Consider the following 21,123-nt stretch of genomic DNA (forward strand, 5'->3'; position numbering starts at 1 on the left):
TTTTTATGACGTCCATTCGGTTTGATCGAATGGTTCTTTCTTTTGTTTTTTGGATTGATTTAAGACAATGACGCCGCATATGACAAGTGCAAGACCAATAAATCCTTTCATATGAATGGTTTCGTTAAATAGCACGAGGCCCACTAGAGCAGTAAGTGCTGTACCGACCCCAGACCAAGTGGCATATGCAGATGACAGCTCAATTGTTTTGAGTGCCAAACTGAGAAAGGTAAAGGCGCACCCAAATCCGATCAGGACCCCCATACTCGGCAGCGCCTGTGTAAAACCTTGCGAAAGCTTCAGCATCGTACTGCCAAAAACCTCTGTCAAAATGGCTCCTGTTAAATAAAGCATTCCTTTCATATCACTTCACATCCTTTAAGACATATTTAATAGTACGACCCCTGAAACAAGCATTGCCATTCCAATAAGTGCTTGACGGTTCAAGGTTTCTTTGAAAAAGAGCACGCCAAAAAAAGCCGTGAGGACGGTACCTACCCCAGACCATGTGGCGTAAGACATGCTAAGTGGAATGATATTAAGGGTCAATGACAGCATGTAAAAAGCAAGTGTATAGCCAGCGACAACGACAGCGCTAGGTTTAAAGCGTGTGAAACCATTTGATAGTTTCAGCATCGCTGCCCCAATCGCTTCTGAAAAAATGGCGATAGCCAAAAAAAGATATCCGAGGATCATCATCATCCCTCCTCTAAAATGTGTAAAATCCGATGAAGTAAAAGGGTTTTTTCCTCTCGATTCAATGGTTCAAGCTGAAACATTTCTGAAAACCATATGCCATCACAGGCAAGACGGATCAATTGGCTAAGTGCAGGGTCATTGATTTCCTCGGCTGCTTTTTCTTTAAATTCCGCATAAAAATGACGCCAAGGATTTAATAACGCTTCATCAAATGACATGGTTGCCAGCATACTTGTACATAGCTGTGTGGTGTTTTGTCTATCAAGATCATTTAATGTGGCCAATATATAGGCACGTACATAGGGCGCCTTTTCGTTTTTGTATGTTTCCTGATACGTGTCAAGCTGCTGACGAAAAGAGGCAACCGCATGCTCATTCATTTGCTGGATCAGGTCTTCCTTGCTTGAAAAATGATACAGTAGCCCAGCTTTGGTCATATTTGCATGTTCTGCCACCTGCTGAAGGGTGAGCTGACTCAATCCTTCTTTTAGAATGGTGTGAGCTGCTGCCTCAAAAATTTGTTCTTTTTTCGTTTTAGACATAAAAAAAACACCTACTTTACTGAACGGTCGGTAAAGTAAATGTTAACCTATGAAAAACAAACGTGTCAATCGATTCATTTTATAAGAGGATGTTTTCACTAAATCGTCATATTTAATAATAAGGGTATGGTCCATATGGCGGGTATGGGGGTGGATAAGGATAACCATAGCCATATCCTGGAGCAAGAAGCGACCCAGCTAGAAGCCCACCAGCAAAACCACCTAAAAATGGCGGTCCAAAAAATCCAGGTCTCCCATAGCCAAAACCAGGGCGCCCAAACCCAGGTCTTCCAAAACCAAATCCAGGGCGTCCAAATCCAAAAGGTCTTCTCATCTCATCTTGAACAAACGGTGCGTCAAAATAATTCATAAAAAAAGACTCCTTTCACATAAAATCACTGTAACTGACATCAGTGTATTCGAGTGGCCCACTTGTGTTTGGGTGAATGCCTAAAATAAGGAGGAATGTAAAAAATGGGCCTGTATCCGTCTGATTGGGCTAAATGTCCACCTCATGCACATGCTTATAAAGCGCGAACGGATGTAACCGAAGAACATTATCATTTAATAGAAGGTATTTCTCAGCCTGTGAATGGAAGCAGTACCGACAGACATACTCATTATTACCGGGGGATCACGTCATTTGAAAGAGGGCATTTCCATAGATATTATGGCGTCACTGGACCTGCTATCCCAAGAGTGGACGGGACGCACTATCATGAAATTGAGGAAGTCACGTTTTCTGCCTATACCGATTCTGTCCCGATTCCATACGGGGGAGTCGTTTACAGTCCAGATGAAGAAAGGCCAACGCATAAGCACCGTTTAAAAGGGAAGACATATGAAGTGGTCGGGAATGAACCACTTGGGTGGTGACGGGAGGATATAGGAGAGAAAGAGAAGTTATGCTATACTGTAGGCAGTTTGTAAAAGAGAGTGATGTTATGAAAAAACAACCAGTGATTGTATTAGTAGGTCCGACGGCTGTCGGAAAAACAAAGCTGAGCATTGATATAGCGAAAGCATTTAATGGAGAAATTATCAGCGGGGATTCCATGCAGATCTATAAAGGGATGGATATTGGCACAGCGAAAATCACCCCTGAAGAAATGAATGGCGTACCGCACCATTTAATCGATATTAAACAACCGGATGAATCGTTTTCTACAGCTGAATTTCAGCAGCTTGTCCGCTTAAAAATCAAAGAGATAGCTGCGAGAGGGAAAACGCCCATGATTGTTGGTGGAACTGGGCTATATATTCAGTCTGTTTTATATGATTACACGTTTACTGATGAGAAAAGTGATCCTGCTTTTAGAGAAGAGATGACGCTGTTTAAGCAGCAGCATGGACCGATCAAGCTGTATGAAAAGCTAAAAGAAGCCGATCCTGACGCTGCAAAAGCGATTCATCCGAATAACGTCCGCCGTGTGATCAGGGCGCTTGAAATCATCCATACAACAGGTCAGAAAATGTCTGATATGCAAAACGGGCATCAAGAAGTTCCTCTTTATGACACTGCCTTCATTGGGCTGAAAATGGACCGAGAGCTTTTGTACGAGCGCATTCATCAAAGAATTGATATGATGTTAGATGAAGGCTTAATTGAAGAAGTGAGCGCACTTTATCAATCTGGTTTGAAAGATTGTCAGTCTGTTCAAGCGATTGGTTATAAAGAGTTGTATGCCTATTTTCAAGGCGACTGCTCACTTGATGAAGCCATCCAGCAATTAAAACAAAATTCCCGCAGATATGCGAAGCGTCAGTTTACGTGGTTCCGTAATAAAATGGATGTCACCTGGTTTGATATGACACCACCTTGCCACTTTTCGGACAAAAAAGAGGAAATTTTCGCATATATAGCAGGAAAGCTTGGACTTAAAGCGAAACTGTAGTTATCAGAATCAAGGAGGACGAAACATGAAACCGATTAATATTCAGGACCAATTTTTGAATCAGATCCGCAAAGACAATACATTTGTCACAGTATTTTTACTGAATGGCTTTCAGCTTCGCGGTCAAGTAAAGGGATTTGACAATTTCACGGTGCTGCTTGAGACAGAAGGGAAGCAGCAGCTTATTTATAAACATGCGATTTCAACATTTGCACCTCAAAAAAATGTAAATCTTGAATTAGAATAAACACCCGTTTTCACCAATAGCCCCATGCAGCTGCGAATAAACCGGCCGAAACCCGCTACGTTTTTTGTCAGTGCAGAGGGGCTATTTTGCAATGCCATGAAACTTTTCTGTCCAAGTTGCGTATAAATCCTTATTGGACATTTAAAAGGGTGAGGGGATTTATATGGAAAATGCAGAGCTTGAATTAAGAAGGATTCGAGTGATCCTTCTTTTGATTGGAATCGTTGTCTTATTTGGATCATGCGCCATCTCGAACATCGAAACGAGACAAGAAAGTTGGCATAACCATTCTGGTGAGCATGATGGGAGCCATGTTGATGGTCTTTTACCATCATCTGTTGCGCTAAAAAATAATCACATTGCTGTTGTAAAAGATGATGAAGTACATGTATACCGGTTTGATGAAAAAGAAGGAGAGCTGACGCTCATTACGACAAAATACATAGATGAATGGGATGAAGATGATGGTGATAGTGAAGACTTTGATGAAGAGTAAGCACGTAAATTTACAAATGAATGTGAAGTCGCTACACTATAAACATGCATCAGACATCTAGACAGAAAAGGATGAGTTCATGACACACAAAATTAAAATTAATCATTGGGAACAAACTTGTGAAGATGACTCCTGTTTCGAATATGGAACAAGCGTTTCTGTAAACGGGAAAGAGTTAGTAAGAGAAGCCTCGATCGTCTCTGCGCTTGAAGCGGTGCTGAAAGAATTAGGTGTTGAAGTGGAAATAACAGAAGTGTCAGAAGATTTACAGTGCGATGCCTACAAAAAATAAAACAAAAAGTCTAGTCTACTAAGCGATTTTTTTTCGTGTTATGATAGATTTCGGTTTCAGTTGAATAGGGAGTAGGGCAGTCTATTTTTAGAACCTGCTCTGCTCTATTTATTTGAACGTACGAGTTCGGCTATGAATGTTCGGCCGGGTTGGTTGATTTTTTTCGTTTCGAGCATCTATATGTTGTGTTTTGAAAAAACATAGTATACTATATATAGTGAATAGCGGAATGATCAACAATACTAAAAACTAGGTCGTGATGGAATTGATTCAAATCGTATTTGATTCAAAAACAGGAAATGTTCAACGCTTTTTGGACAAGACCCCTTTTACAGACAAACGAAAATTGACTGGAGAAGAGTTTTTGGATACGCCGTTTATTCTCGTCACCTTTACGACAGGATTTGGACAAGTCCCTGGTACCACTCAGTCATTTTTAGAGAAAAATGCGCACCTTTTACTAGGTGTAGCGGTGAGTGGGAACAAAGTGTGGGGAGATAACTTTGCCAAAAGCGCCGATACGATTTCTAAACAATATCAAGTTCCTATTTTGCACACCTTTGAACTAAGCGGAACAAAAAGGGATGTTGAATTGTTTACACAGGAGGTAGAAAGAATTGTCACAAAATCAGGTTCCAAAGTGGATACAATTAAATAACGAGATTATGATTCAAAAAGAAGGAAAGTTTCAGTTCGACAAGGACAAAGAAGCTGTACATAGTTATTTCGTAGATTATATTAATCAAAACACGGTCTTCTTTCATAATCTAGAAGAGAAGATTGATTACTTAATAGAAAACGACTACTATGAGGAAGAATTTTTAAGACAATACAGCATGTCAGATATTAAAGAAGTATTTGAAGCTGCATATGCCAAGAAATTTAGATTCCCATCATTTATGAGTGCGTTTAAGTTTTACAATGACTATGCACTGAAAACAAATGACAAAAAGAAAATCCTTGAACGCTATGAAGACCGCATTTCAGTTGTGGCTCTTTTCTTTGCGGGCGGAGACAAAAAGAAAGCACTTGAGTTTGTGGAACTGATGATCAACCAAGAGTATCAGCCAAGTACACCAACATTCTTAAACGCAGGCCGTAAAAGACGTGGTGAGCTGGTGAGCTGCTTCTTGCTTGAAGTGAATGACTCATTAAACGATATCTCAAGAGCCATTGATATTTCCATGCAGCTGTCTAAATTAGGCGGCGGCGTCAGCTTGAACCTTTCAAAGCTTCGTGCGAAAGGTGAAGCGATCAAAGATGTTGAAAATGCGACCAAAGGTGTCGTAGGCGTCATGAAACTTCTTGATAATGCATTCCGATATGCAGATCAAATGGGACAAAGACAAGGTTCAGGAAGTGCGTACTTGAATATTTTCCACAGAGATATTAATGATTTCTTAGATACGAAAAAGATCTCTGCGGATGAAGATGTTCGTGTGAAAACACTTTCGATCGGTGTCGTCATTCCAGATAAATTTATCGAGCTTGCTAGAGAAGATAAAACAGCTTACACATTCTATCCTCATACAGTTTATAAAGCTTATGGACAGCATCTTGATGAGATGGATATGGAAGAAATGTATGACGAGCTTGTAGAAAACCCGAAAGTCAAAAAAGAAAAAGTCAATCCGAGAAAACTTCTTGAAAAATTAGCTGTTCTGCGCTCAGAATCAGGCTATCCATATATCATGTTCCAAGATAATGTGAATAGAGAGCACGCTCTGAACCATATTTCACGTGTGAAATTCTCAAACCTTTGCTCAGAAGTACTTCAAGCTTCAGAAGTCTCTTCTTACACGGACTATGATCAAGATGATGAGATCGGACTTGATATTTCTTGTAACCTTGGTTCTTTAAATATCATGAACGTGATGAAAAACAAATCCATTGAAAAAACAGTTAAGCTTGCAACGGACTCACTCACACTTGTGTCTGAAACAACAGATATCCGCAATGCACCAGCTGTTAGAAAAGCGAACAAAGCGATGAAGTCAATTGGACTTGGTGCGATGAACCTTCATGGGTATTTAGCTCAAAACCAAATCGCTTATGAAAGTGAAGAAGCAAGAGATTTCGCTAATACGTTCTTTATGATGGTGAACTATTACTCCATTAAGCGTTCAAGTGAACTTGCAAAAGAAAAAGGGGAAACATTCCACCGTTATGAGGGCTCTGGTTATGCAACAGGTGAGTACTTCAATAAATACGTAGAAAATGATTTCACTCCAAAAACAGAAAAAGCAGCTGCGCTATTTGAAGGCATGCACATTCCAACAAAAGAAGATTGGGCAGCACTCAAAGATTTTGTAGCGGAAAATGGCATGTACCATAGCTATCGATTATGTATTGCGCCAACAGGTTCTATTTCGTATGTTCAATCGGCAACAGCTTCTGTAATGCCAATTATGGAACGTATCGAAGAAAGAACATACGGAAACAGCAAAACGTATTATCCAATGCCAGGACTTTCAGCACAAAACTGGTTCTTCTATAAAGAAGCATACGATATGGACATGTTTAAAGTAGTCGATATGATCGCAACCATTCAGCAGCACGTCGATCAAGGAATTAGCTTTACATTATTCCTAAAAGATACGATGACAACGCGTGACTTAAACCGCATCGATCTTTATGCACACCATAAAGGCATTAAGACACTTTATTATGCAAGAACGAAGGATACAGGGCAGGAAGGCTGTCTTTCTTGTGTTGTTTGATTAAAGGAGAGTTTAACGTGACAAAAATTTATGATGCAGCCAACTGGTCAAAACACGAAGATGATTTTACACAAATGTTTTACAACCAAAACGTCAAGCAATTCTGGCTTCCAGAAGAGATTTCCTTAAACGGGGATCTCTTAACATGGAAATATTTAGGTGAAGAAGAGCGAGATACGTACATGAAGGTACTGGCTGGACTGACGTTACTTGATACAGAACAAGGAAATACAGGAATGCCGATAGTGGCTGAACATGTGGACGGTCATCAGCGTAAAGCCGTGTTAAACTTTATGGCAATGATGGAAAATGCCGTGCATGCAAAATCATACTCAAATATCTTCATGACGCTTGCACCGACTGAAACGATTAGTGAAGTATTTGAATGGGTCAAGAAAAATAAATTCTTGCAAAAGAAAGCAGATATGATTGTAGGTCTGTACCGTTCCATTCAAAAGGATGACCCGATTTCCTTATTTAAAGCAATGGTTGCTTCAGTGTATTTAGAAAGCTTCCTATTCTATAGCGGCTTTTACTACCCGCTATATTTCTACGGTCAAGGAAAGCTCATGCAAAGTGGTGAAATCATTAACTTGATTTTGCGCGATGAAGCGATTCACGGTGTGTATGTTGGATTGTTAGCACAAGAAATTTACAACAAACAAACACCTGACGTGCAAAAAGAGCTTTATGATTTCTCTATCGATCTGCTTAATGAGCTTTATGAAAATGAACTTCATTACACTGAGGATATTTATGACCAAGTCAATTTATCGCATGATGTGAAAAAGTTCATTCGTTACAATGCCAATAAAGCGTTAATGAACCTTGGATTTGCCCCTTACTTTGAAGAAGAAGAGATCAACCCAATTGTATTGAACGGACTCAATACAAAAACAAAGTCACATGACTTCTTCTCAATGAAAGGGAACGGCTACAAAAAGGCAACAGTTGAGCCGTTAAAAGATGATGATTTCTTCTTTGGAGATGAATCATAAGGAAAGCGTAAAAGTCAAAACGCATCACTCGTTTTGGCTTTTTGCCATTTCTAACAATGTGTTACATACTGGAGGTTACCGAACATGGGAAAAATGGACGAAATCATTTTAGTTGCACCTCGCGCACGCGTGTTCCAAAACGAAACACTTGCGTTTAATGGTGTGAATAGTGAAGAGAAAACAATCAACACCATTATGAAAGAAATTGAAGAGCACTTCGAGCAAATGCGAAGAGGCGATGCAGAAGAAAATCCTGACTTTAAGCAGCCAATTCCATATGTTGTCATTAAGCGTGAGGACGAAGTGTATGTATATGAAAGACTTCAAGGTGGGGGAGAGACTCGCTTACATCATAAGTTATCTCTTGGCTTTGGCGGTCATATGAATTTCATTGAAGGAAAAAAATTTGCTGAAATTCTAAAAGAAAATACCGATCGTGAACTGGACGAGGAACTTTCGATTCAAGAAGAAGACAAACTTGAGATGAAAACCCTTGGACTCATTAATGATGATGACAATAGTGTCGGCCGTGTGCACATCGGACTGTTATCAGCCCTTGAATTATCGCCGGGTGCTCATGTAGAAGTAAAAGAAACAGATCAAATCTCAGGCAAATGGATGAAAGTAACAGATTTGAAAAAGCCTGAGTACTTCGATCGTCTTGAAACATGGTCTCAATTTGTCGTGAACATTTTAGCATAATTGGATAGACAACAAACCGGCTCTAAAGATGACTTGAGCCGGTTTGTTTTTTAGATTATTGAAAAACGAATGCGTCGTGACCGGCCTGCTTTAATCGAGTGACGAGGTCATCTGCATTTTGCTTTGAACGGAAAGCGCCAGCTTGGACTCGGTACATGCCGCTATCCAGTACGACCAGCGCTTCAAATCCTTTGGATCTGAGTGTAGCTGCTAGTTCATCCGCATTGGCTTTGACCTTGAAAGCCCCTGCTTGCACTTTATATAGGTTACTTGCTTTTTTTTTCAATTGAAGGGCTTTTTCTAATCCAGTGGCATGAGCACGAGCGATCCCTTGAAGGAAAGTAGCGTTACGGAGCTTATTTGCATCAGCTACCGTATCGATGAAACCGTTTTCAGTTAAAATGGCAGACATAGAAGTTTCCCGCAGAACGTGGAAGTTCGCCGTTTTCTTGCCGCGGTCGGCAAAATCAACGGAGCGGACAATCTCATCATGAAGGGCATTGCGATACGTGGTGGTTGGTGCTGAAACGCCAGGGTACACATAACTTTCAAAACCTGTGCCTCCGCCAGCATTAATATGAATAGACACGAAATAGTCAGCTCCCCAGCTGTTTGCCGCATTCGTACGCTGGGATAACGTGACGGATTGGTCAATTGAACGACTTAAGCGGACGGAAACCCCATCATATTCACTAATCAACATATCCCTCAGAAAAAGCGCAATTTGCAGTGTGATATTTTTCTCCAAAAGTCCATTAGCAGCAGCTCCAGAATCTGTTCCTCCGTGGCCAGGATCAATAAAAATTTTCACCATCTATTCATCACCTCGTCTTTATTTTATGAGGAAATAGAAAAATTGCCTGTACAAAATGCGGAAATCATCGAGACTCTTTTCTGCACAATTTGGGAAGAAAAGGCGCTATTTTTCTAAGAAAAAACAAATTGTTGGTTTGTCCGCCCGAAATGGATGAATACAATGGAAATAGCACATCATTTCCTGGGAAACCGCACAATCCCCTACAATAACCGGTATCTCGGGTCATTTTGACAGTAAACCGATGGTAGTGCGGGCGATTGTCACGATTACAGCTCCACCCGAATAGATTAAAGAGAGAAGAGCGAGAGGTGAATACGTTGGAGCGAGCTGTCACATATAAAAATAACGGCCAAATCAACATTATACTTAATGGACAGAAGCAAGTATTGGTTGATGCAGATTCAGAGGCAGAATACCTAGAGGCCTTGCAAAAAAATGAGGCCAAACACAGCATCTTACGAGAAATAGAACGAGAAATGAACAGCCTTGTCGGGATGGATGAAATGAAACGAAACATAAAAGAAATTTATGCTTGGATTTTTGTCAATCAAAAAAGACAAGAACAAGGATTAAAGGTAGGAAAACAAGCGCTTCATATGATGTTTAAAGGAAATCCTGGCACAGGGAAAACAACGGTTGCACGGCTTGTCGGGAAGCTTTTCTTTGAAATGAATGTTCTTTCAAAGGGGCACTTAATTGAAGCAGAACGAGGAGATCTGGTTGGAGAGTACATTGGACATACAGCTCAAAAAACAAGAGATTTGATTAAAAAATCACTAGGCGGCATTTTGTTCATCGATGAAGCCTATTCTCTTGCCCGCGGAGGAGAGAAGGATTTCGGGAAAGAAGCCATTGATACCCTTGTAAAACATATGGAGGATAAGCAGCATGAATTCATCCTCATCTTAGCTGGATACTCCAAGGAAATGGATCATTTTCTTTCTCTAAATCCTGGTCTGCAATCGAGATTTCCGATCAATATCAACTTCCCTGATTATACGGTCGATCAGCTGATGGATATTGCAAAACGAATGATGGCCGATCGGGAATATGTCTTTACCCAAGAGGCAGAATGGAAACTGCGAGACTATTTAATGCATATCAAGAGCACAACGAGTCCTGCCAAATTCAGCAACGGCCGTTTTGTGCGAAACACCATTGAAAAAGCGATCCGAACTCAGGCGATGAGGCTGCTTCTTGTGGATCATTATGATAAAAAAGATTTACTTACGATTAAAAGCCATGATCTGCAAATGAAAGAGGATACGCCTTCTTGAAATGGCGTATCCTTTTTGTAAAGAGACAAGAAATTAAACCTTCCGAATGGTGGTATACGTGTGATGTGTTTGGTATGATGGTACTACTGAAACTTAAGTACAGAAAGGAAACAACTGACGTTGAATGAACATGAAATGATCGAAAAAGCGATCCTTGTCGGCTGTCAACTGCCACATATAACGGATGAACGCTTTCAATATTCTATGGAAGAATTAGCTTCCTTAACCAAAACAGCTGGCGGTGAAGCTGTCAGCATCATGACGCAAAAAAGAAATAGACAGGACAGCGCGACTTACATCGGAAAAGGGAAAGTGGAAGAGCTTGAAGTGCTTTGCGAGGAGTTAGACTGTGACGTTATTATTTTTAACGACGAGCTTTCGCCTAGCCAGTTAAAAGCTTTAGCGACTGCCTTAGATGTGAAAATCATTGACCGTACGCAATTGATTCTAGACATCTTTGCCAAAAGAGCCCGTACAAGAGAGGGGAAGCTGCAAATAGAGCTTGCCCAGCTTCAGTATGCCTTGCCGAGACTGAGTGGACAAGGGATCAGCCTTTCAAGACAAGGCGGCGGAATTGGCGCAAGAGGTCCAGGTGAAACAAAACTTGAAACAGATAGACGTCATATTCGAAACCGCATACACGAGATTCACGGACAACTATCTGCAGTCAAAGAACACCGCACGAGATACCGGGAACGACGGAAGAAAAATGGCGTATTCCAAATCGCTATTGTCGGGTACACAAATGCCGGGAAATCTACATTGTTTAACCAGTTAACAGAAGCGGATAGCCATGAAGAAGATTTGCTGTTTGCCACACTTGACCCAATGACGCGTAAAATGACACTTGAATCTGGCTACAGTGTGCTGATTTCCGATACAGTTGGTTTTATTCAAGACCTTCCAACCACACTGATTGCAGCATTTCGTTCCACTCTTGAAGAAGTAAAAGAAGCAGACTATTTGCTTCATGTGATCGATTCTTCGAATGAGGATTATGAAGGGCATGAACGAACGGTTCATAAGCTTTTAGAAGAATTAGAAGCTGATCGTATTCCGATGCTGACAGTCTATAACAAAAAAGACCAAATCAGGCCGGATTTTATCCCTTCCTCAAAGCAGCGCCACATTTTAATCAGTGCTAGGCGCGAGGAAGATGTGAAGCGGTTAAAAGCGGATATCATGGCTGAACTGAAAAAAGATTTTTTAAAGCCATATCATGTAAGAATTCCGGCATATGAAGGAAAACTCATATCTGCCTTAAAGTCAGAAACCTTGGTGGAATCACTGGAATTCCAAAAGGAAGCAGAGCTTTATGACATCACTGGATTTAGTGGTGAGGAGCAAACCATATTAGGACAAATCAAGAAGTATATGTTGTAGGAAAGGAATTAAATCACGATGTTTCACACTTTAAAACATGGCACCATTTTAGAAAAAATAGCAGCAGAAGCAGAACAAGACATTTCACAAATACATCAGCAAATTGATCGAAAGAGTGAACAAAATGAGTGGCGGGTTCTTGAAAGCTACCGGAAACATAAAGTCAGTGACTCTCATTTTAACCCGACAACTGGTTATGGCTACGATGATATGGGAAGAGACACGTTAGAAAAGATCTATGCGGATGTATTTGGAGGGGAAAGCGGTCTTGTACGCCCGCAGATCATTTCTGGAACACATGCCATTTCCATCGCCTTATTCGGTGTGCTAAGACCTGGTGATGAATTGATCTACATGACGGGGAAACCTTACGATACCCTAGAAGAGATTGTCGGGATTCGCGGCAAAGAAGGGACAGGCTCATTAAAAGATTTTCAGATCGATTACAAAGCCATTGATTTGCGTCAATATGGATCTGTCGATTTCGACAAAGTCAAAGAATCTATTTCCCCAAAAACAAAAGTCATCGGGATTCAGCGTTCTAAAGGCTATGCGTCAAGACCATCCTTTACAATAGAAGAAATTGAACAAATGATTTCATTTGTGAAAGACATCAATGAGGACATCATTGTGTTTGTTGACAACTGTTATGGTGAATTTACTGAATTACAAGAGCCGTGTCATGTGGGTGCAGACCTTATGGCAGGTTCTCTCATTAAAAACCCAGGCGGCGGCCTTGCCAAAACTGGCGGCTACATCGTCGGAAAAGAAAAATGGGTAGAAGCTTGCTCTTATCGAATGACATCTCCAGGCATCGGCAGTGAAGCGGGTGCATCGCTGTATGCGCTTCAGGAAATGTATCAAGGATTTTTCTTAGCACCGCATGTTGTTGCACAAAGTTTAAAAGGCGCCGTGTTTACAGCGCGTTTTCTTGAAAAACTCGGGTTCCAAACAAACCCGGCGTGGAATGCGAAAAGAACCGACTTGATTCAATCTGTAGAATTTGGAGACCCTAAAAAAATGATTGCATTTTGTCAGGCGATTCAATATGCATCACCGATTAACAGTCATGTCACACCGCATGCAAGCTATATGCCGGGATACGAGGACGATGTGATTATGGCAGCGGGCACATTTGTCCAAGGAGCCAGCATTGAATTATCAGCTGATGGTCCGATTAGACCGCCTTACACAGCCTATGTTCAGGGCGGTCTCACGTATGCCCATGTGAAAAATGCCATTTGCAGTGCTGTAGATGCCTTACTAGAGCAAGGTTTTATTGAAGTGCCTGCTCGATAAAAAAATCCATGTTAATATTCCTAACATTTCGTTGACACATAATATAACATGACATATAATAAATTTAAGCAAAGAGGAGGAGACAGTTGAGATGAGTGATAACATTCGCCGCTCAATGCCTTTATTCCCAATTGGGATTGTCATGCAGCTAACAGAATTATCTGCAAGACAAATTCGCTATTATGAGGAAAATGGTTTAGTATTTCCAGCTAGAAGTGATGGGAATCGCCGATTGTTTTCTTTCCATGATGTTGATAAATTACTAGAAATCAAAAACCTCATCGAACAAGGTGTAAACATGGCAGGCATCAAAAAACTTTTTGCCAAAGCTGAGGCAGAAAATCCATCGTCTGAAACAAAGACAGAGGAGAAAACCACAGCGAAGCACAACTTGACAGATGATGAACTCAGGAAGCTACTGAAGAAGGAACTCATTCAGGCTGGACGTTTCCAACAAGGAACGACCTTTAGGCAGGGGGATATGTCAAGGTTCTTCCGTTAACCAATTAGCAAAAGCATTGCTATACACATTTTACCTTTTGTAGGGGAGGAGTTTTACGAAATGGCAAAGTACACAAGAGAAGATATCGTAAAATTAGTAAATGAGGAAAACGTAAAGTACATCCGTCTGCAATTTACAGACATTCTCGGAACAATTAAAAATGTTGAGATTCCTGTGAGCCAGTTAGAAAAAGCTCTCGATAACAAATGTATGTTTGATGGTTCATCTATTGAAGGGTTTGTACGTATCGAAGAATCAGATATGTACCTATATCCAGATCTAAACACGTTTGTTATTTTCCCTTGGACAGCAGAAAAAGGTAAAGTTGCACGCTTTATTTGTGACATTTATAAGCCAGACGGAACACCATTTGATGGAGACCCTCGTAACAACTTAAAGCGTATCTTGAAGGAAATGGAAGAACTAGGATTTAGTGATTTCAACCTTGGACCTGAGCCAGAATTCTTCTTATTTAAATTAGACGAAAAAGGCGAGCCAACGCTCGAACTAAACGATAAAGGTGGATACTTTGACCTTGCACCAACAGATCTAGGCGAAAACTGCCGCCGTGACATCGTGCTTGAGCTTGAAGAAATGGGCTTTGAAATTGAAGCGTCTCACCACGAAGTAGCACCTGGACAGCATGAAATTGACTTCAAATATGCAGGCGCTATCCGCTCTTGTGATGACATTCAAACGTTCAAACTCGTTGTTAAAACAATTGCGAGAAAGCACGGACTTCATGCGACATTCATGCCAAAACCATTGTTCGGTGTAAACGGATCTGGTATGCACTGTAACCTATCATTATTCAAAAATGGCAAAAACGCATTCTTTGATGAAAAAGCAGATTTACAATTAAGCGAGACAGCTAGACACTTTATCGCAGGTATCGTGAAGCACGCAACAAGCTTCACAGCGGTCACAAACCCGACGGTGAACTCTTACAAACGTCTTGTTCCTGGCTATGAAGCACCTTGCTACGTAGCATGGAGTGCACAAAACCGCAGCCCATTGATTCGTATTCCAGCATCACGCGGCATTAGCACACGTGTAGAAGTACGCAGTGTAGACCCATCTGCAAACCCATACCTTGCACTAAGTGTATTACTTGCAGCAGGTCTAGACGGAATCAAAAACAAACTAGACGCACCAGCGCCAATCGACAGAAACATCTATGTCATGGACAAAGAAGAGCGCCTTGAAAACGGCATCGCTGACTTACCTGCAACACTTGCAGAAGCACTTGAGCTGCTCAAGTCAAACGAAGTCATGATCAACGCACTAGGCGATCACTTATTCGAGCACTTCATCGAATCAAAAGAAATCGAATGGGATATGTTCCGCACCCAAGTACATCCGTGGGAACGCGATCAGTATATGTCTCAGTATTAATCAAGAAACCCCTTGGAGCCATTGGCTTCAAGGGGGATTTTTGTTTTTGTGGGTGTTTCTATAAGCGAGTGTTGGAGGCGGATCCTTATGTATATTATAATCACCTTTTTTAACCGGCGCCACAGGTGCAACAGGAGATACAGGAGAGATGGGACTTACTTCAACTTGATACCAAATTCTCGAAAAGAAAAATCTGAATTGTAAGAGTGTTTAAAGCTTGATACAGAAGCGATAGAACAGTTGATACAAATATATCTTGAAGCAGATAACGTGGCTTTAGACTTTTGCTAAAAAAGGCGAACAAATTACAGTTCATTACTTAATTGAAGTAAAAGCGGAAACAGTTGAAATCAATGGTAATAAATTCTCTGAGAACTATTACTTAGAACTACATACACTTAATTTGAAAGATATATGAATATTAAATGTGAAGCATTAAATGCCAAAATGACACCGTTTGAGTTATTTTGATGAACGGTAAGATTAGTGATATAAATAAACAGCTTTCTGAGTTCACCAAGTTTATTAATTCAAACATGGAATAAATCGAGAAGTCTATCTCTAACAATTTGATTGATAAACTTAAAGAGGCTTCAAATGCTCTCGGTGTTGTAGTTAAGGGTAATACAACTGGACAAAAGATCGCTCGTTTTAAGACTGGTGGATCAGTTGGTAAAGTACCAGCCCAAGGCGCTTTAGCTGTAGTAGATGATGGAGAAATTGTCCTCAATAAACAAGACTCAGTTAACATGCTTAAAGCTGTCGAGTTGCTTAGAGAAACAAAGATAGAAGATCGAAGTATGGGAGCAATAGCGAGGAGCTACGAGTCAATACGCAGTATGTTTAACAACGTTGCTTCTTCAGTAGCTATCCCGAAACTTTCTGTTCCAGGATTTGAAGTGTCAGAGTCTAAGAATGTTACGAACAATTATTCAGTGAATATGCACATTGATAAAATGGTTGGTGATGAAAAAGGGGCTAATAATGCACTAGAAACAATTCGTAAAGGATTAAAGCAAATGAAAGGTAAAGTATAAGAGTCTGTTAATCAGGCTCTTTTTTTTACAATCTAAAGGAGTTGTAATAGATAAAAGATGAATCTAGGAGAATTCACTTTCAAGCCAGGTACGCTTAAATTAGAGCTATGTAGAACAAATAAAAAGAAGATCGCAAATATTGTTGATTTCTCGAATGCTTCAGCCAACCTAAATCATGCTGCCATTAATGATCTAACATTTAATATCCCTCTTAAAGCTAGATATGGTGATGAAATTAAACCAAACCATGTTGCTCAACTTATCAGGGAATGGTACTTGATTAAGGCCACTTTCATAAATCGAACTGAATATTATGTAATAGATAGTATTACTGATTCGACAACTCAAGAAAAATCTGAGATTCAGGTTAATTGTCAGCTCACTCCGTATATGCTAAATAAACCGAAAATCAGGCAATATGAAGGTATATCAAAAAACCTCCAGGAAATTGGTGAGGTTTGCCTAAAAGGAACTGGTTGGATTATTGGAGAAATTGAAAGCACGCTTAATGAAAAAAGACAATCATTTTCCATCGGATCAATTACATCAAGATTTGATTTTCTAAGGAATATTTGTGAAACATTTGACGCTGTGCCTATTTATGACACTATTAATGATAGAGTATCCTTCTTTGAAAAAAACAACATATCTAAATTTAAAAGGTGTTAAGATTTCATCTCACAATTTCATGATTGATATGACAGATACAAGAAGCATGGATGAAGTAGTGACAAGACTACATGTCACAGGAAAAGACGGCATTGTTATCAATTCTATAAATCCAACAGGGCAAGGGTATCTAGACGATTTCAGTTTCTTTTTATCTCCTTTTCAACGTGACGATAATAGAAATATTTTGAAGAAAAGTGCTTATATGAGCAATGAGCTTTGTCATGCTTTATTAGATTACAATGAACTTGTCGACAAAGAATCAAAAAAATTTAAAACAATGTTGGATGACAAAAAGAAAATCGAAGCCAAAATGACTGCTCAAGAGAATGAGTTATTCGTTCTTAAAAACATTGAATTGCAACAAATTTTAGATCGGATTGAAGTGATTAAAGAGACCAATGGTGATACCAAGGATTTAATAAAGCAAAGAGATGCGAAGCAAAAAGAAGTTGAAACAAAAAATAATGAAATCGATAAAACCAATTCTGAGATTTCCACGTTAAACAGTCAAATTGAGCAGCTTAGAAAACGACTGGATATGAGCAACTTTCTTGGCGAAGATATGTCCAATGAGCTGTCCAAATTTATACTTGAAGATGAGTGGACTAACGATAACATTTTTGATGAAACAGAGCTGTATGAAAAAAGCTATGAAGAGCTGGAGAAACGGAAATCCCCTCCTATCGACATTAAGACAAATATAGTGAACCTATATAATGCAGTAAGTGAAAAAGATTATTGGGATAGGATTTCATTAGGTGACATAATTAGAATTCAAAACAAAGAATTCGGCACTGAGTATAGAGCAAATTTGGCAGGTATGAGCTTAAATTTTGATTGATGCATCTATTTCAATTACTATCACAAATGGAAAAAAGGCTAAAGAAGAGTATGACTTCATTCAATTGTTTTATAAGGCCGATAAAGTATCTATTGAATTCAACACTCGTAAGATTGATTATGATAAGTTGGCCACGAATTACAATGCACGTAATGATCGTATTTCAATTCCTCCTTCTCCTCCAACCATAGGAGTGAAATCCATATCGCACAAAGTAAATGAAAATGGTTCTGTCGATATTTCTGTTTCGTGGAATTATCCATCTTCAGAAGAAGATAAATACAATATAGATGGTTTCATCGTGCATTGTTATCCTGACACATCCTCAGATCCCTACTTGTTTGGTGCTTCGTTAGCTAAGGAGCAACGAATTTCTGTTAGATATGATAAGCGAATAGCTACCTTTATATCACAAGTTCCAACAAAATATTTCACCTTTGGGGTACAGGCATACAGAAATGTTGAAACTTCTATTAGTTCAAGTGGTGTTTTGTTATCAGATATTGTTCAACCGCAAACGCCAAGTGAGAATCCGTATAGGCCTTCGAGTACCGTTGAGGTTAAAGGAAAAGTAAATGGAATGTATCAGATTTCTACGAATGAAAAGCCTTCTAATCCTGACGTTGGTACTCTTTGGATTGATCCTGCAACTAATAAATCTGAACTATATGATGGTGAACAATGGATTGTCCAAACTGCAGGTAGTGCAGACTCATTGAATGGAATAACCACTGCTGTACATGAAGCACCTAATACCATCCCTGTTAGAGATGACAACGGTGTGATTTCGGCATCTATTTCAGGTAATGCAATGAAGCTCGGTGGCTTAGAAGCGACTGAATATGTGTTGAAAAGCGATGTCCTAAACAAAGCTGTTTATATGAGTGGAGAATACATAGGAGATGGAACAATAGGGAGGCAGATCAATTTAAGTTTTACTCCTAAAACGGTTAAAATCTATTCCACTTCAATAGAGGATAGTAGCTTACATATAACTTTGAATTCATTCGGATATATAAACCAATTAACAAATGGAAATTTGATTCTGGTGGGCGGTACAGATGCATATGGAAGCATAGGTATAAACCTTTTTAAAACGGGAAGTGATCAGGCTTTAAGAGGAAATAAACCAAATGTGAAGTATTTATGGGATGCCTGGGGATAAGACAAACGAGTAAATAAATAGTCCTCTTGAATTGATCGAGAGGACTGGTTTGTTTATTCTGGAAATTTATCCTCTTTTTAGTACTCGCATACTTTATCTTCGCATTCAGGTTTTGGTTCAGCATCAATTCTAGTCAAGCCTATTTTATTATTGCTTTTATCATATAACCCCCAGAAATGTTCATTCTTTTCTCCGTATGTACCTTCCACCGAAATTCCACCCAACGGATCAATTTCGTAATTATTTGAAAAGTTAATTGGATTAACATTATTATAGTTAGCTTCAAGATAATCATGCATTCTTTTTTTTGCTTTCATAAATAGCTTAACCTCTTGGGATTTTACTTCCAACTCCCGATTTTTATCATATTGATGTTTCATAAATAGACCCCCAAGTGTTAAAATAACAATGGCAATAATTAAGGCAATTATTGGTTTCTTCATAAAACCATCCTTTCTCACCTTTTATTTTACAATAGGACGGGGGCTGTGTATATGAGTAAAAAATATGAAATTCCTAATCTATCTGATGAAATTTATTTCTATTTAAGTTCTGTCACCTATAGAGATAAGGAGCTTAAACGAGCGAATGCAGATAAAAAGCCCTTAATCACTGAGGATAAAAGCAAAGCTTTTTACGTAGATAAAATCAAAAAAGACCCAGACACAGGCCTAGATGTTTACGTGTTTGTCCAGGCTAAGAAAAAAGAAGGTAAATGGGTTAAACCAAAAGAGCCTGAGAATGTTGTCGTAGGTTTTCAAGGAACCAATCAGGAACAGATCAAAGCTGACGTGATAAGTGCAGATGGCGGCAACGTGGTAATGGGTCAAGACCCGAAAAAGAAAGTCAAATACATCATGAAAAAAGAGGCACCTGAAAACTCTAAAGCGATTACCAAGTATAACGGTAGTATGGAACAAGCCATGTTGTTGAAAAGTGGAGAATACAAAATTGTCACTAAGACATCTCAATTTGATCAAGGTGATAAGCTCGTCGCCAATGAAGTGAAAAAGTATGCTGGCACTAATACAGTGATTTCAACAACGGGTCACTCACTTGGAGGGGCAGATGCAGAATACGCTGGTGTAAACAATCATGTTTACAGTGTAGCCTTTAACAACCCTTCCATTGTTAAACTGCATGATGAAGAAACTCAGAAGAAAATCAGAAACGGCGAATTTGATTTGTATCATAAAGCCATCATTAATCCTGATGATATGGTGGGGGCAGGTTGGTTGTTGGAATATGACAGGCACAATGGAACGACAATTTATACGAAAGATCCTAGTCAATCACGAAGAGAGCGGATAGCTCGTTTTGTTTCACCGTTTGGTGTTCCTGGGGTTTTAGGAAATTTGATTACTTCCTTCTATGGCCAAGCATTCGCAAAAGATCCGGATACTCATAGTTTAAATGAGTCGAACTTTACTTTTGATAAGAATGGTCATATCAAAAGTGTGGATGGAAGCAAAGGTGTTTATAACCAGAATATCGAATCGTTCTCATCTTATTCAGGTATGAATGGACAAACCATCAAAGTGGATGCTAAATATGCAAAAGAATTAGCTCATCGATTACAGGCAGCTATCGAAGACTTAAAAACAAAAAAACAAGCAATTGAACAATTCCCTCATGATCACAGCAAAATGGTTTATGACGTGAAATCTATTTGCGGAAAGAGATTGGGAGAATTCAAGGATCTAGATCCAAGCGATGTTGATAAAGCAGTATTGTATCACGCCCCTTTTGTGAAAGATGGAGCAGCATTTTATGACTCAGAAGAACAGTATCAAACTGAGGCTTCTCTACATTATTTGATTAGAGATTTAGAGGATATTAGTGAGTTTATTGTGAAAATGGCGGAGGATTTAAAAGATAAGGATAATGAATTAGCAAGATGGTTACGGTTGTAAGGAGGATTTCAATTGCCATATGGAGTTAATATGGATGCAGATGAGTTTTACAGACGATTACAACAGAATGAGGAATTAAAAAAAATTGTAGGTTCAAGTTTAAAAACGCATTGTCAGCATCTAAAACAAGACACAAAACATGCGTCAGACTTTTCGTCAGCACAACAGGTTGTAGCTGAAGTGTATGTTGCTTTACTCTCTTCATTTGAAGGAAAAGCTAAGGATGCATTG

26 protein-coding genes and 1 pseudogene are annotated in these 21,123 nt (G+C 39.5%); 21 read left to right on the forward strand and 6 right to left on the reverse strand.

Annotated elements, in window-relative coordinates:
• Positions 1-3 precede the first annotated feature (3 nt).
• The 4 genes from erbB to ACTJKA_RS06365 all read right to left on the reverse strand — a co-directional run bounded on the left by erbB (position 4) and on the right by ACTJKA_RS06365 (position 1,611).
• Entirely contained in the window at positions 4-363 is a 360-nt protein-coding gene (gene erbB / locus ACTJKA_RS06350) for an SMR family multidrug efflux transporter EbrB (RefSeq protein ID WP_017367285.1), read from the reverse strand.
• Between the two features lie 15 nt (positions 364-378).
• Positions 379-696 (reverse strand): SMR family multidrug efflux transporter EbrA, encoded by a 318-nt coding sequence (erbA, locus tag ACTJKA_RS06355; RefSeq protein ID WP_017367286.1) that lies wholly within the window; start codon positions 694-696, stop codon positions 379-381.
• A 2-nt stretch (positions 697-698) separates the two neighbouring features.
• Positions 699-1,241 carry a TetR/AcrR family transcriptional regulator gene (locus ACTJKA_RS06360; protein ID WP_008344015.1) on the reverse strand — a complete coding sequence of 181 codons (543 nt, stop codon included), beginning with the start codon at positions 1,239-1,241 and terminating at the stop codon, positions 699-701.
• A 112-nt stretch (positions 1,242-1,353) separates the two neighbouring features.
• Entirely contained in the window at positions 1,354-1,611 is a 258-nt protein-coding gene (locus tag ACTJKA_RS06365) for a hypothetical protein (RefSeq protein ID WP_047945888.1), read from the reverse strand.
• A 104-nt stretch (positions 1,612-1,715) separates the two neighbouring features.
• Between ACTJKA_RS06365 and ACTJKA_RS06370 the strand changes: the two genes are divergently transcribed.
• The 9 genes from ACTJKA_RS06370 to ACTJKA_RS06410 all read left to right on the forward strand — a co-directional run bounded on the left by ACTJKA_RS06370 (position 1,716) and on the right by ACTJKA_RS06410 (position 8,591).
• Positions 1,716-2,117 carry a YmaF family protein gene (locus ACTJKA_RS06370; protein ID WP_007499437.1) on the forward strand — a complete coding sequence of 134 codons (402 nt, stop codon included), beginning with the start codon at positions 1,716-1,718 and terminating at the stop codon, positions 2,115-2,117.
• A gap of 68 nt (positions 2,118-2,185) precedes the next feature.
• Positions 2,186-3,136, forward strand: coding sequence for a tRNA (adenosine(37)-N6)-dimethylallyltransferase MiaA (miaA, locus tag ACTJKA_RS06375; RefSeq protein WP_039166571.1), 951 nt, complete (start codon positions 2,186-2,188; stop codon positions 3,134-3,136).
• A 25-nt stretch (positions 3,137-3,161) separates the two neighbouring features.
• Entirely contained in the window at positions 3,162-3,383 is a 222-nt protein-coding gene (gene hfq / locus ACTJKA_RS06380) for an RNA chaperone Hfq (protein WP_003211269.1), read from the forward strand.
• Positions 3,384-3,546: 163 nt separating this feature from the next.
• Positions 3,547-3,879 carry a YmzC family protein gene (locus ACTJKA_RS06385; protein WP_025207367.1) on the forward strand — a complete coding sequence of 111 codons (333 nt, stop codon included), beginning with the start codon at positions 3,547-3,549 and terminating at the stop codon, positions 3,877-3,879.
• Between the two features lie 79 nt (positions 3,880-3,958).
• A complete protein-coding gene (locus tag ACTJKA_RS06390; RefSeq protein ID WP_003212415.1) occupies positions 3,959-4,171 on the forward strand; it encodes a hypothetical protein in 213 nt (70 codons plus the stop codon).
• Between the two features lie 265 nt (positions 4,172-4,436).
• Entirely contained in the window at positions 4,437-4,829 is a 393-nt protein-coding gene (nrdI, locus tag ACTJKA_RS06395) for a class Ib ribonucleoside-diphosphate reductase assembly flavoprotein NrdI (protein ID WP_017359034.1), read from the forward strand.
• Positions 4,789-6,891: a class 1b ribonucleoside-diphosphate reductase subunit alpha gene (gene nrdE / locus ACTJKA_RS06400; protein ID WP_017359033.1), complete on the forward strand. Its 2,103-nt coding sequence runs from the start codon at positions 4,789-4,791 to the stop codon at positions 6,889-6,891. The genes nrdI and nrdE overlap by 41 nt, the downstream gene beginning before the upstream one ends.
• A gap of 17 nt (positions 6,892-6,908) precedes the next feature.
• Positions 6,909-7,889 (forward strand): class 1b ribonucleoside-diphosphate reductase subunit beta, encoded by a 981-nt coding sequence (gene nrdF, locus ACTJKA_RS06405; RefSeq protein WP_008344010.1) that lies wholly within the window; start codon positions 6,909-6,911, stop codon positions 7,887-7,889.
• 84 nt (positions 7,890-7,973) lie between these two features.
• Positions 7,974-8,591: a hypothetical protein gene (locus tag ACTJKA_RS06410; protein ID WP_065460390.1), complete on the forward strand. Its 618-nt coding sequence runs from the start codon at positions 7,974-7,976 to the stop codon at positions 8,589-8,591.
• A 55-nt stretch (positions 8,592-8,646) separates the two neighbouring features.
• Here ACTJKA_RS06410 and ACTJKA_RS06415 read toward each other — a convergent pair whose 3' ends face one another.
• Positions 8,647-9,405 (reverse strand): N-acetylmuramoyl-L-alanine amidase, encoded by a 759-nt coding sequence (locus ACTJKA_RS06415; protein WP_212356339.1) that lies wholly within the window; start codon positions 9,403-9,405, stop codon positions 8,647-8,649.
• A gap of 320 nt (positions 9,406-9,725) precedes the next feature.
• On the opposite strand from ACTJKA_RS06415, the gene spoVK reads away from it, so the two are divergent.
• The 10 genes and pseudogenes from spoVK (at position 9,726) to ACTJKA_RS06465 (ending at position 18,979) form a co-directional block, all read left to right on the forward strand.
• Entirely contained in the window at positions 9,726-10,685 is a 960-nt protein-coding gene (gene spoVK, locus ACTJKA_RS06420) for a stage V sporulation protein K (protein ID WP_008344008.1), read from the forward strand.
• A gap of 120 nt (positions 10,686-10,805) precedes the next feature.
• Positions 10,806-12,068: a GTPase HflX gene (gene hflX, locus ACTJKA_RS06425; protein ID WP_017367291.1), complete on the forward strand. Its 1,263-nt coding sequence runs from the start codon at positions 10,806-10,808 to the stop codon at positions 12,066-12,068.
• A gap of 18 nt (positions 12,069-12,086) precedes the next feature.
• Positions 12,087-13,367, forward strand: a complete 1,281-nt coding sequence (locus tag ACTJKA_RS06430; protein WP_440607656.1) for an aminotransferase class I/II-fold pyridoxal phosphate-dependent enzyme — start codon at positions 12,087-12,089, stop codon at positions 13,365-13,367.
• A gap of 91 nt (positions 13,368-13,458) precedes the next feature.
• The gene (locus tag ACTJKA_RS06435) at positions 13,459-13,869 is read left to right on the forward strand and encodes a MerR family transcriptional regulator (protein WP_007499423.1); all 411 of its coding nucleotides are present in this window, start codon (positions 13,459-13,461) and stop codon (positions 13,867-13,869) included.
• Positions 13,870-13,929: 60 nt separating this feature from the next.
• On the forward strand, positions 13,930-15,264 hold the full coding sequence (gene glnA, locus ACTJKA_RS06440) for a type I glutamate--ammonia ligase (protein WP_007499421.1): 1,335 nt from the start codon (positions 13,930-13,932) through the stop codon (positions 15,262-15,264).
• 280 nt (positions 15,265-15,544) lie between these two features.
• Positions 15,545-15,664 (forward strand): annotated as a pseudogene (locus ACTJKA_RS06445) (hypothetical protein); the annotation flags it as partial.
• Positions 15,665-15,833: 169 nt separating this feature from the next.
• A complete protein-coding gene (locus ACTJKA_RS06450) occupies positions 15,834-16,301 on the forward strand; it encodes a hypothetical protein (RefSeq protein WP_268357755.1) in 468 nt (155 codons plus the stop codon).
• 57 nt (positions 16,302-16,358) lie between these two features.
• Positions 16,359-16,970 carry a hypothetical protein gene (locus ACTJKA_RS06455; RefSeq protein WP_268357754.1) on the forward strand — a complete coding sequence of 204 codons (612 nt, stop codon included), beginning with the start codon at positions 16,359-16,361 and terminating at the stop codon, positions 16,968-16,970.
• A complete protein-coding gene (locus tag ACTJKA_RS06460) occupies positions 16,933-17,814 on the forward strand; it encodes a hypothetical protein (protein WP_268357753.1) in 882 nt (293 codons plus the stop codon). Before ACTJKA_RS06455 ends, ACTJKA_RS06460 begins: the two co-directional genes overlap by 38 nt.
• Positions 17,807-18,979, forward strand: coding sequence for a DUF7359 domain-containing protein (locus ACTJKA_RS06465; protein WP_268357752.1), 1,173 nt, complete (start codon positions 17,807-17,809; stop codon positions 18,977-18,979). Before ACTJKA_RS06460 ends, ACTJKA_RS06465 begins: the two co-directional genes overlap by 8 nt.
• Positions 18,980-19,056: 77 nt before the next feature.
• Here the strand turns inward: ACTJKA_RS06465 and ACTJKA_RS06470 are convergent, their stop codons facing one another.
• Positions 19,057-19,422, reverse strand: coding sequence for a hypothetical protein (locus tag ACTJKA_RS06470; RefSeq protein WP_268357751.1), 366 nt, complete (start codon positions 19,420-19,422; stop codon positions 19,057-19,059).
• Positions 19,423-19,473: 51 nt separating this feature from the next.
• Here ACTJKA_RS06470 and ACTJKA_RS06475 point away from each other — a divergent pair, with 51 nt between their 5' ends.
• Positions 19,474-20,892 carry a lipase gene (locus ACTJKA_RS06475; protein ID WP_440607657.1) on the forward strand — a complete coding sequence of 473 codons (1,419 nt, stop codon included), beginning with the start codon at positions 19,474-19,476 and terminating at the stop codon, positions 20,890-20,892.
• 12 nt (positions 20,893-20,904) lie between these two features.
• The coding region (locus tag ACTJKA_RS06480; protein ID WP_440607658.1) for a hypothetical protein at positions 20,905-21,123 on the forward strand (219 nt) is incomplete at its 3' end.

Source organism: Bacillus sp. 22190 (assembly GCF_052045575.1).
Classification (GTDB): Bacteria; Bacillota; Bacilli; order Bacillales; family Bacillaceae; genus Bacillus; species Bacillus altitudinis.

Coding starts and splice junctions, on each gene's coding strand:
- erbB (WP_017367285.1), bottom strand. CDS start 363: ATGAAAGGAATGCTTTATTTAACAGGAGCCATTTTGACAGAGGTTTTT.
- erbA (WP_017367286.1), bottom strand. CDS start 696: ATGATCCTCGGATATCTTTTTTTGGCTATCGCCATTTTTTCAGAAGCG.
- ACTJKA_RS06360 (WP_008344015.1), bottom strand. CDS start 1,241: ATGTCTAAAACGAAAAAAGAACAAATTTTTGAGGCAGCAGCTCACACC.
- ACTJKA_RS06365 (WP_047945888.1), bottom strand. CDS start 1,611: ATGAATTATTTTGACGCACCGTTTGTTCAAGATGAGATGAGAAGACCT.
- ACTJKA_RS06370 (WP_007499437.1), top strand. CDS start 1,716: ATGGGCCTGTATCCGTCTGATTGGGCTAAATGTCCACCTCATGCACAT.
- miaA (WP_039166571.1), top strand. CDS start 2,186: ATGAAAAAACAACCAGTGATTGTATTAGTAGGTCCGACGGCTGTCGGA.
- hfq (WP_003211269.1), top strand. CDS start 3,162: ATGAAACCGATTAATATTCAGGACCAATTTTTGAATCAGATCCGCAAA.
- ACTJKA_RS06385 (WP_025207367.1), top strand. CDS start 3,547: ATGGAAAATGCAGAGCTTGAATTAAGAAGGATTCGAGTGATCCTTCTT.
- ACTJKA_RS06390 (WP_003212415.1), top strand. CDS start 3,959: ATGACACACAAAATTAAAATTAATCATTGGGAACAAACTTGTGAAGAT.
- ACTJKA_RS06410 (WP_065460390.1), top strand. CDS start 7,974: ATGGGAAAAATGGACGAAATCATTTTAGTTGCACCTCGCGCACGCGTG.
- ACTJKA_RS06415 (WP_212356339.1), bottom strand. CDS start 9,405: ATGGTGAAAATTTTTATTGATCCTGGCCACGGAGGAACAGATTCTGGA.
- ACTJKA_RS06430 (WP_440607656.1), top strand. CDS start 12,087: ATGTTTCACACTTTAAAACATGGCACCATTTTAGAAAAAATAGCAGCA.
- ACTJKA_RS06435 (WP_007499423.1), top strand. CDS start 13,459: ATGAGTGATAACATTCGCCGCTCAATGCCTTTATTCCCAATTGGGATT.
- glnA (WP_007499421.1), top strand. CDS start 13,930: ATGGCAAAGTACACAAGAGAAGATATCGTAAAATTAGTAAATGAGGAA.
- ACTJKA_RS06455 (WP_268357754.1), top strand. CDS start 16,359: ATGAATCTAGGAGAATTCACTTTCAAGCCAGGTACGCTTAAATTAGAG.
- ACTJKA_RS06470 (WP_268357751.1), bottom strand. CDS start 19,422: ATGAAGAAACCAATAATTGCCTTAATTATTGCCATTGTTATTTTAACA.
- ACTJKA_RS06475 (WP_440607657.1), top strand. CDS start 19,474: ATGAGTAAAAAATATGAAATTCCTAATCTATCTGATGAAATTTATTTC.